Genomic DNA, 7,291 nt, shown 5'->3' with positions numbered 1-7,291 from the left:
GCGAGGCCGCGATGGCGGTCTGTCTGATACACCGCGATCGCGGCCTCGCGGTGCTCGTGCGCTCATACAGGTCCAATATGCTTCGCGACACGCTGTTTCAGGGCAAGCGCTATCTCCTACAGGAAATACACTTCACCGTTACGCCACATCCTCGGCCCGCCGCCCTTGGCTACGGCGCCCGCCGGTGACCAGTTCGCTGAATTTATGAGCGCTCAGCGGCCTGGCGAACAGCCAGCCCTGGCCGTATTTCACACCCTCACTCATTAACAGCCGAGCCTGAGACTCAAACTCAATGCCTTCGGCAATAACCCGCAATTGCAACGCATGAGCCATCCGGATGATGTGCGGCGCCACCCCGCTGCTGGCTGCGTCATGCCCCAGAGCATCGATAAAAGCCTTATCGATTTTCAGACAATCCACAGGCAGCGTTTGCAGATAAGCCAGACTGCAATAGCCTGTGCCGAAATCATCAATCAGCACTTGGTGCCCCCTGTCGCGCAAGGCCTGCAAGTGATTGCGCGCAATCACAACGTCGATCAGCCCACGCTCGGTCACTTCAAAGGCAATCTGCCGGGCTGAAACCTTATGCACAGCCAGCAGTTTGGCTGTAACCCGTCCGATACGCGGCGCCATCACATCGCACGCCGCCAGGTTCACGGAAATGTAGAGCTGCGGGTTGGCGCGCAGCAGCGGCCCCAACTGTTCAAGCAACTGCTGCAAAACGAAATCCGTGATCTGCCGGATTTGACCTGTATTTTCTGCCAACGGAATAAACAGATCCGGGCTGGTCAGCGTGCCATCCGGCCTGCGCCAGCGAACCAGGGCTTCGGCCCCCACACACAGACGCGTCTGCAGATCAAAGATCGGCTGAAAGAGCACCTTCAATTCACCGCGCCTTAATGCTCCCTGCAACTCCCCACCCAATGACTGCTTCTGGCGCACCAGCTGTAACACCAGCCCTCCCATACACAAGGCAATCAGCAAACTTGCAGGAACCAACAACCACCAGGCGCCGGTTACTTTCTCCTGAAGGCCAGCGCGTGGCGCAATCATCACGAGCTGATATTCGGGACTTTCGGTCGGCATGCGATAGATCAGTCGTGTGTCGGTGATCATCAGTTTTTGAGCGCTGGTCGACGACCAAGGGACGCTGGGTGGCCAGGACTGATCAGGCCCGAGCACCGTCACCGCTTTGGCACCGTGATTCAGCACGACCAACAAGCTGCCGCCACTGGGCAGGTCCACCACATCGGTCAAATGCCCTCGGGAGGTTGAAACCCGGAAGCCCCCGAGCCCAAGCACCAGCGCTGCAAGGTTGTCATCAGGCTGGGCGGAGGTATTGAGCCAATAATCGTAGGTGGGCCCGCGAATATCCGGCTCACGAGGCTGACCGAGATGACTGGGGCGCGAGCTGCTGGTGCAAACTGTGAGGTCGCCTACAAACGCAGCTTCATAAATGAATCGATAGCTGGAGGTCACTTGACGTAATCGGTCGACCATCTGCGGACCGCAGCGACGCAAAGGCTGCGCATCGAGCTGATCAAGCCCTGCGCGCAACTGACCAAACAGTTGCTCCATCCGCACCAGAAAACGCCCGCCCTGGGCACTCATCTGCTCACTTTCGTTCTGTCGCGCCTGATGCACAGCCAATGCGAAGCTGCCCACCAGCAACACAGCCGCGCTTAGCAAGGCGGCGAGCAAAGCCATCAGCCAAGGACGAAAGAGGGTCATGCGAAAGGGTGTTGCCGCATCGCGCATCAGTTGATATCCGGAGGAAACCCTCTAGGTATAGCAACAAGCGCGCAAATAGCCCGTCTGATTGGGGCTGCGGCAACGATTTAGTGCAATTAGCGCTGGCGGTTGAGCACCTTCAGGATTGCCGCACTCTGCACATCGGGCTGTCCGTCAAAACGTGCGGGCCGATAATGCATCTGAAAGGCGGCCAACACATCTCGAGTCGCGACATCCAGCTCACCGGTCTGCGGTGTGGTGTAACCCACTCGAGCAAGCTGCTGCTGAAACCAGGCAATGTCCGGCACGCTATCGAGCATCAATGCCTGTTGCTCCGCCACCAGACGCTCGTCCGGCCAGACACCCAGACCTTCCTGCGCCAGCCGCTTCCACGGGAACAGCGGACCCGGATCAAGCTTGCGCGCCGGTGCAATATCGCTATGGCCGATGATGTGACGCGGGTCGATATGGTTACGCTTGACGATGTCCTTGAGCAGTACGATCAACGCCTGAATCTGGCCTTCGGTGTACGGATACCAAAGCCTGCCTGTCGGTGTGTCGCGGTAGCCAGGATTGACGATTTCGATGCCGATAGACGCAGAGTTCAGCCAGGTACGCCCATCCCACTCACTTTCACCCGCGTGCCACGCTCGGGCGCTCTCATCGACGAGCTTGTAGATGGTCGGCGGCGTATCACCAATCAGGTAATGCGCGCTGACCTCGCCGTGGGTCAACAACTCAAGGGAGCGCTCTAGCGTCGCCGAGGTGTAATGCACCACGACAAACTGCACGCGGTTGTCGTAATTCACCGAGGGATGACTGGTGTCGAGTCGTGGCCCGCTGGTGCAAGCGGTCAACGTAATGAGTAGCAGGGCAGATAAAAAAAGCTTCATGAAAACCTGAACACTTAGGCAATAAAAGAACGGAGCATAACGCACTCCAGTGACAACGCTCATGGCCGGGAGATCAACGTCAGCCCTGTTCAATACGGTTTCGACCGTTTTCCTTGGCACGGTACAAAGCCTGATCAGCGCGTTTGAGAGCCACATCACTGCGCTCGCCAGGACGTAACGCGGTCACGCCGGTAGACACAGTGATCGTAACTGGCTCGCTTTTGAAGTGGAAAGGACACTGCTCGACAGCGGCTCGCAACTGCTCAAGCAAAGCCAGGCCGGCTGTTACTTGAGTTGCCGGGAGCAGAATCACAAACTCCTCCCCCCCGAAGCGAGCAATGAAATCCGTGGAGCGCAGCTGCTTTTTCAGCACCTTGCCCACGATCTTGAGGACCCGATCACCGGCCAGGTGTCCATAACCATCGTTAATGCGCTTGAAGTGATCCAGATCCAGAATGCAGACCAGCAGATTGGTTTTATTCTTTTGCCAGAGGGCCATTTCATGCCCAAGACGCTCTTCCCACGCCGCCCGATTGGGTAAGCCGGTCAGTGGATCGATCAAAGCCTTTTGTCGCTGTTCTTCAAGATTGGCCCTGAAGCCAAGCGCTTCTTGCTCCATGGTTGCGACTCGACTGGCGAGACTCTGCAGACGCGCCGCAACGTCCTGCTCACGCTCATCACGGGCTTTCTGGTGCTGATCCATGGTGCCCAGCAAGCCTTCCAGGCGGTCTTCCAGGACCTTCTTCAGACTAGGTAAATCGGCCGCGTCCTGAACACTGTTTTGTAAGCCGTCTACTTGCAGGCGCAGCTCATTGTTCAGCTCACGCGAGGCAGTCTGCTGACCGACATAATCCTCACTGGCAGCCTGAAGGTTGCTCTGGAAAGACTCCAGGCGCTCATTGAGTTGTTTTAGGTAAACCTCGAACTCATGCTGACCACTGTCAGTGATTGCCAACATCAAGACCGCAAGATCGTCGAGGATGGGCAACAGTTCGTACCAGTTCAACCCATGTTCAAGGCGCAAACGCATCGCCTCGGCTTGCGGGCGATGGTGCTCCGGCAGGGTCATGTCATTCAGCAGACCCAACAGGGTGTCTTCGATGTGCGCTGCCACCGAGCTGTAACTGGGCTCGGGTGAACTCGGCAACGCGTAAACCGCATCCTCATCACCAGGCTCTGACTCTTGCGCCACATCGTCTTCAACGACTGCGGCTGCAGGCGGCTCCGGCGCATATTCGTAAGGCACTGCGGGGGTTGGCGTGAGCAAGTCCTGAAGCGGAGCGACTTGATCCGCAGGAGCAGCGGCGGCCGCGGCAGGCGTTTGCGGCTCAGGAACAGGAACAGGAACAGGAACAGGTTGCGCCGGCGCCACCGCCACAGCAACGACCGTCGGTTCAATCAATGGGCTCGACACGCCTGGCTGCTGGACTTGCAGCGCAGAAGTCACTGGAGGCGGTGCTTCCTGAGGGACTGTCACCGCAACGACTGGTGGAACAGTGTCGGCTTCCGCTCGTTTCGCTGCGTCGACGGGCTCTTCCCAGTCATCGACCTCTAGCGGAGTCGGCGCACGCTCGGCTCCCGACTCTGCGTCAGCAGCCGGGGCCACAGTTGCGTCAGCCGCTTTGACAGCGGCATCGCTTGTTTCATGTCCGCCAAAAAGACGCTGCAACAAACCCGGACGATGCGGCTCCTCTGGACGCTCTATTACGGTCAGGGCCTGGCCCTGCAGGCCGCTTAACTCCCCCAGCAATAGAGGCAGCTCCCGCGCCTGGGAGGCACGCTCTTCCAGATCCTTGGCGAAACGTTTGAGGGGTTTGCGTACGTCCTTGGGCAGTTGCAGAGACTGCAGCTGCGTGACCAGCGACACCAATGCGCTACTCACCTGAGCAGCACGCTCTTCGCGGCGCTGCTCCGAATCCAGTACCGCTTTTTCCAGCTTTGGAATCAAAGCGGCAAGGCCTGCGTCCATGTCGTCCTTACGGACGATTTCGCGCATTTCCTTCATGCACTGGTCGACAGCCCTATCCGAGCCCTCGGCCGCCAGACTGCTGCGCACCAGACCGCGGCGTAACAGGTCGAGACGGGCATTCCAGCGTTTTTCGAGTTTGTCCTGTTGTTCGATGCCTTTGAGGTACTTCTCTCGCCAGCGTTCTGCTTCGTCGCTCATTCAGGGGATCCGCGATGACTGATAACGGGCAGCGAGTCGCCACTCAATGAAGCAGGCAGGCGGATCTCTACTGCAACGGGTAAATGATCAGAGATTGGCTGAGCCAGTACCTGAACCCGTTCCAGAGTGAGTGTAGGACTGAGCAGAATATGATCAAGGCAGCGCTGTGGCCGCCAACTCGGAAATGTCGCTTCAACTTGCGGCGCCAGCAGCCCCAAGTCACGTAACGGCGAGTTTTCAAGCAGGTCGAGCGCATGAGTGTTCATGTCGCCCATCAATACCTGATGACGAAAACCACCGATCAATTCCCGGATATACGCCAGTTGGCGTGTACGGGTGCGAGCCCCCAGGGCAAGGTGCATCATCACAACGACCAGCGCATCTTCACCTTCACCGAAGCGGAGCAGAATCGCACCGCGCCCGGCAGGTCCCGGCAGCGGGTGATCCTCGATGGCCCATGGGCGCAAACGGCTGAGCACACCATTGCTGTGCTGACCGAAACGACCAAGGTTGCGATTGAGCTGCTGATACCAGTAAGGGAAGGCGCCAAGCTGGGCCAGGTGTTCGACTTGATTGACGTAGCCAGAGCGCAGACTGCCGCCATCGGCTTCCTGCAGGGCGACCAGATCAAAGTCGCCCAGCAAGTCACCTATCTTCTGTAGATTGCTGGCCCGCCCCACGTGTGGCAGCAAGTGCTGCCAGCTGCGGGTGACGTAATGCCCATAGCGACCGGTGCTGATACCGACCTGGATGTTGAAGCTGAGCAAGCGAAGCCGGCCATCAGCCGGCAGACCACTGGCTTGCAGGTGATCTTCGTTGACCCGCGGATCATGCAGGCCAACGCTTCGTGCTTCTTTCCTGCGCCGCATGGCAGGCGCTGCTTACTTGGCCGCTCGCTCTTTGGCGATGAGCTGATCGGCTACTTGCAGAGTCTGCTCAGGACCACCGGCAGAACCCAGATCGAAGCGGTACTTGCCGTTGACGATCATGGTCGGTACACCCGTGATTTCATACTTCTTGGCCAGTTCTTTGTACTGGGCGATCTTGCCCTTCACAGCGAAAGAGTCGAAGGTTTTCAGGAACTCGTCCTTGTCGACACCTTGGGTAGCCACGAACTCGGCCATGTCATTTTTGTCGGTCAGACGCTTGCCGCCTTTCTGGATCGCGTCGAATACCGCAGCGTGAACCTTGTGCTCTACACCCATGGTGTCCAGGGTAATGAACAGTTGACCGTGTGCGTCCCAAGGGCCGCCGAACATGGCAGGGATGCGGACGAAGTGAACGTCGGCTGGCAGTTTCTCAACCCATGGGTTGATGGTCGGCTCGAATGCGTAGCAGTGCGGGCAGCCGTACCAGAACATTTCCACGACTTCGATCTTGCCTGGCTCGGAAACAGGAACAGCGCTGCTCAGCACGGTGTACTGCTTACCGGCTTCGATAGGCTCGGCAGCTTGTGCCGTGATACCGAACAGACTGGCGGCAACCAGTGCGGCGCTGAGGATCAGATTACGCATGCTTTACTCCTGAGGCTGATTTGAGTCGCCTTGCAACGACCGGGCTTGGACCGATCGACAAGGCGCGAGTTCGCTAGTGTAACGCTGGCAAGAGCAAAAAAGGGTGGCCGAAGCCACCCTTTTTGAGTTGAAAATCTGTTCGAGCCCAGCCTGCCCGCGAAGAACGGTAACGAGGTGTTTCAGTATCTGGGCAGTGGCGCTTCATGCGAGGCAATTCCGGCCCACGTAATCAATGATTCTGTGGGAGCCGCGCTGGTCCGGGCGGCTCCGACAGGATCAGCCATCAATGAAGCCCCTGAATGTACTGCGAAAGCGCTTCGATATCCTTGTTGCTCAACTTCGCAGCAATGGAGCGCATGACCATGGTGTCGCCATCATTGGTGCGTTCACCTTCGCGGAAGGCCACAAGCTGCTTCTTGATGTAATCAGCATGCTGCCCGCCCAGATGCGGGAACCCTGCTTGTTCGTTGCCTACGCCATTGGGCGAATGACACCCGGTGCAAGCCGGCATGCCTTCACTCAAATTGCCGCCTCGGAATAGCGCTTCACCGCGAGCGACCAGATTTTCGTCAGCTGCACCGATAGTACCTTTCTGGCTGGCGTAAAACGCGGCGATGTCGTTCAGGTCCTGTTCATTGAGACTGGCCAGCAAGCCGGTCATTTCCAGCACGACGCGTTTGCCGTCTTTGATTTCATGCAATTGCTTAAGTAGATAACGTTCGCCCTGGCCTGCCAGTTTGGGGAAGTTTGGTGCCAGACTGTTACCATCAGGGCCATGACAAGCACCACAAACTACGGTTTTGGCCTGGCCAGCAGCCGCGTCGCCGACTACCTTTTCAGCCGCCTGAGCCGTACTGCAGACGGCCAAGCTCAACGGCAGGGCCAACAGCAGCCTCAAGAAAATTTTGTTCATCAGGTAATCCAAATCGGCTAAAGGTGAATAGTTATATAGAGGTGGACTCGCTCATCCAGACGGATGAAGGTTC

Annotated in this window: 6 protein-coding genes; all 6 read right to left on the bottom strand. The window is 57.9% G+C overall.

Going from position 1 to position 7,291, the window contains the following annotated elements:
- Positions 1-138: 138 nt before the first annotated feature.
- A complete protein-coding gene (locus AUC60_RS19730; RefSeq protein ID WP_087271476.1) occupies positions 139-1,758 on the bottom strand; it encodes an EAL domain-containing protein in 1,620 nt (539 codons plus the stop codon).
- Positions 1,759-1,847: 89 nt separating this feature from the next.
- Positions 1,848-2,624, bottom strand: coding sequence for an N-acetylmuramoyl-L-alanine amidase (locus AUC60_RS19725; protein WP_087271738.1), 777 nt, complete (start codon positions 2,622-2,624; stop codon positions 1,848-1,850).
- A gap of 79 nt (positions 2,625-2,703) precedes the next feature.
- Positions 2,704-4,791: a GGDEF domain-containing protein gene (locus AUC60_RS19720; RefSeq protein ID WP_087271473.1), complete on the bottom strand. Its 2,088-nt coding sequence runs from the start codon at positions 4,789-4,791 to the stop codon at positions 2,704-2,706.
- The gene (locus tag AUC60_RS19715) at positions 4,788-5,660 is read right to left on the bottom strand and encodes an endonuclease/exonuclease/phosphatase family protein (protein WP_087271470.1); all 873 of its coding nucleotides are present in this window, start codon (positions 5,658-5,660) and stop codon (positions 4,788-4,790) included. Before AUC60_RS19715 ends, AUC60_RS19720 begins: the two co-directional genes overlap by 4 nt.
- 12 nt (positions 5,661-5,672) lie before the next feature.
- On the bottom strand, positions 5,673-6,305 hold the full coding sequence (locus tag AUC60_RS19710) for a thiol:disulfide interchange protein DsbA/DsbL (RefSeq protein WP_087271467.1): 633 nt from the start codon (positions 6,303-6,305) through the stop codon (positions 5,673-5,675).
- A gap of 283 nt (positions 6,306-6,588) precedes the next feature.
- Positions 6,589-7,218, bottom strand: a complete 630-nt coding sequence (locus AUC60_RS19705) for a c-type cytochrome (RefSeq protein ID WP_087271464.1) — start codon at positions 7,216-7,218, stop codon at positions 6,589-6,591.
- Positions 7,219-7,291: the final 73 nt, after the last annotated feature.

It is taken from the genome of Pseudomonas caspiana, assembly GCF_002158995.1.
GTDB classification, from domain to species: Bacteria; Pseudomonadota; Gammaproteobacteria; order Pseudomonadales; family Pseudomonadaceae; genus Aquipseudomonas; species Aquipseudomonas caspiana.
Note: the sequence above shows the minus strand (reverse complement) of the source record. Positions and strands in the feature narration are given on the sequence as shown.

What these genes read in the sequence shown, in the direction of transcription:
- AUC60_RS19730 (WP_087271476.1), bottom strand. Translation starts at nt 1,758, where the DNA reads ATGCGCGATGCGGCAACACCCTTTCGCATGACCCTCTTTCGTCCTTGG.
- AUC60_RS19720 (WP_087271473.1), bottom strand. Translation starts at nt 4,791, where the DNA reads ATGAGCGACGAAGCAGAACGCTGGCGAGAGAAGTACCTCAAAGGCATC.
- AUC60_RS19725 (WP_087271738.1), bottom strand. Translation starts at nt 2,624, where the DNA reads ATGAAGCTTTTTTTATCTGCCCTGCTACTCATTACGTTGACCGCTTGC.
- AUC60_RS19705 (WP_087271464.1), bottom strand. Translation starts at nt 7,218, where the DNA reads ATGAACAAAATTTTCTTGAGGCTGCTGTTGGCCCTGCCGTTGAGCTTG.
- AUC60_RS19715 (WP_087271470.1), bottom strand. Translation starts at nt 5,660, where the DNA reads ATGCGGCGCAGGAAAGAAGCACGAAGCGTTGGCCTGCATGATCCGCGG.
- AUC60_RS19710 (WP_087271467.1), bottom strand. Translation starts at nt 6,305, where the DNA reads ATGCGTAATCTGATCCTCAGCGCCGCACTGGTTGCCGCCAGTCTGTTC.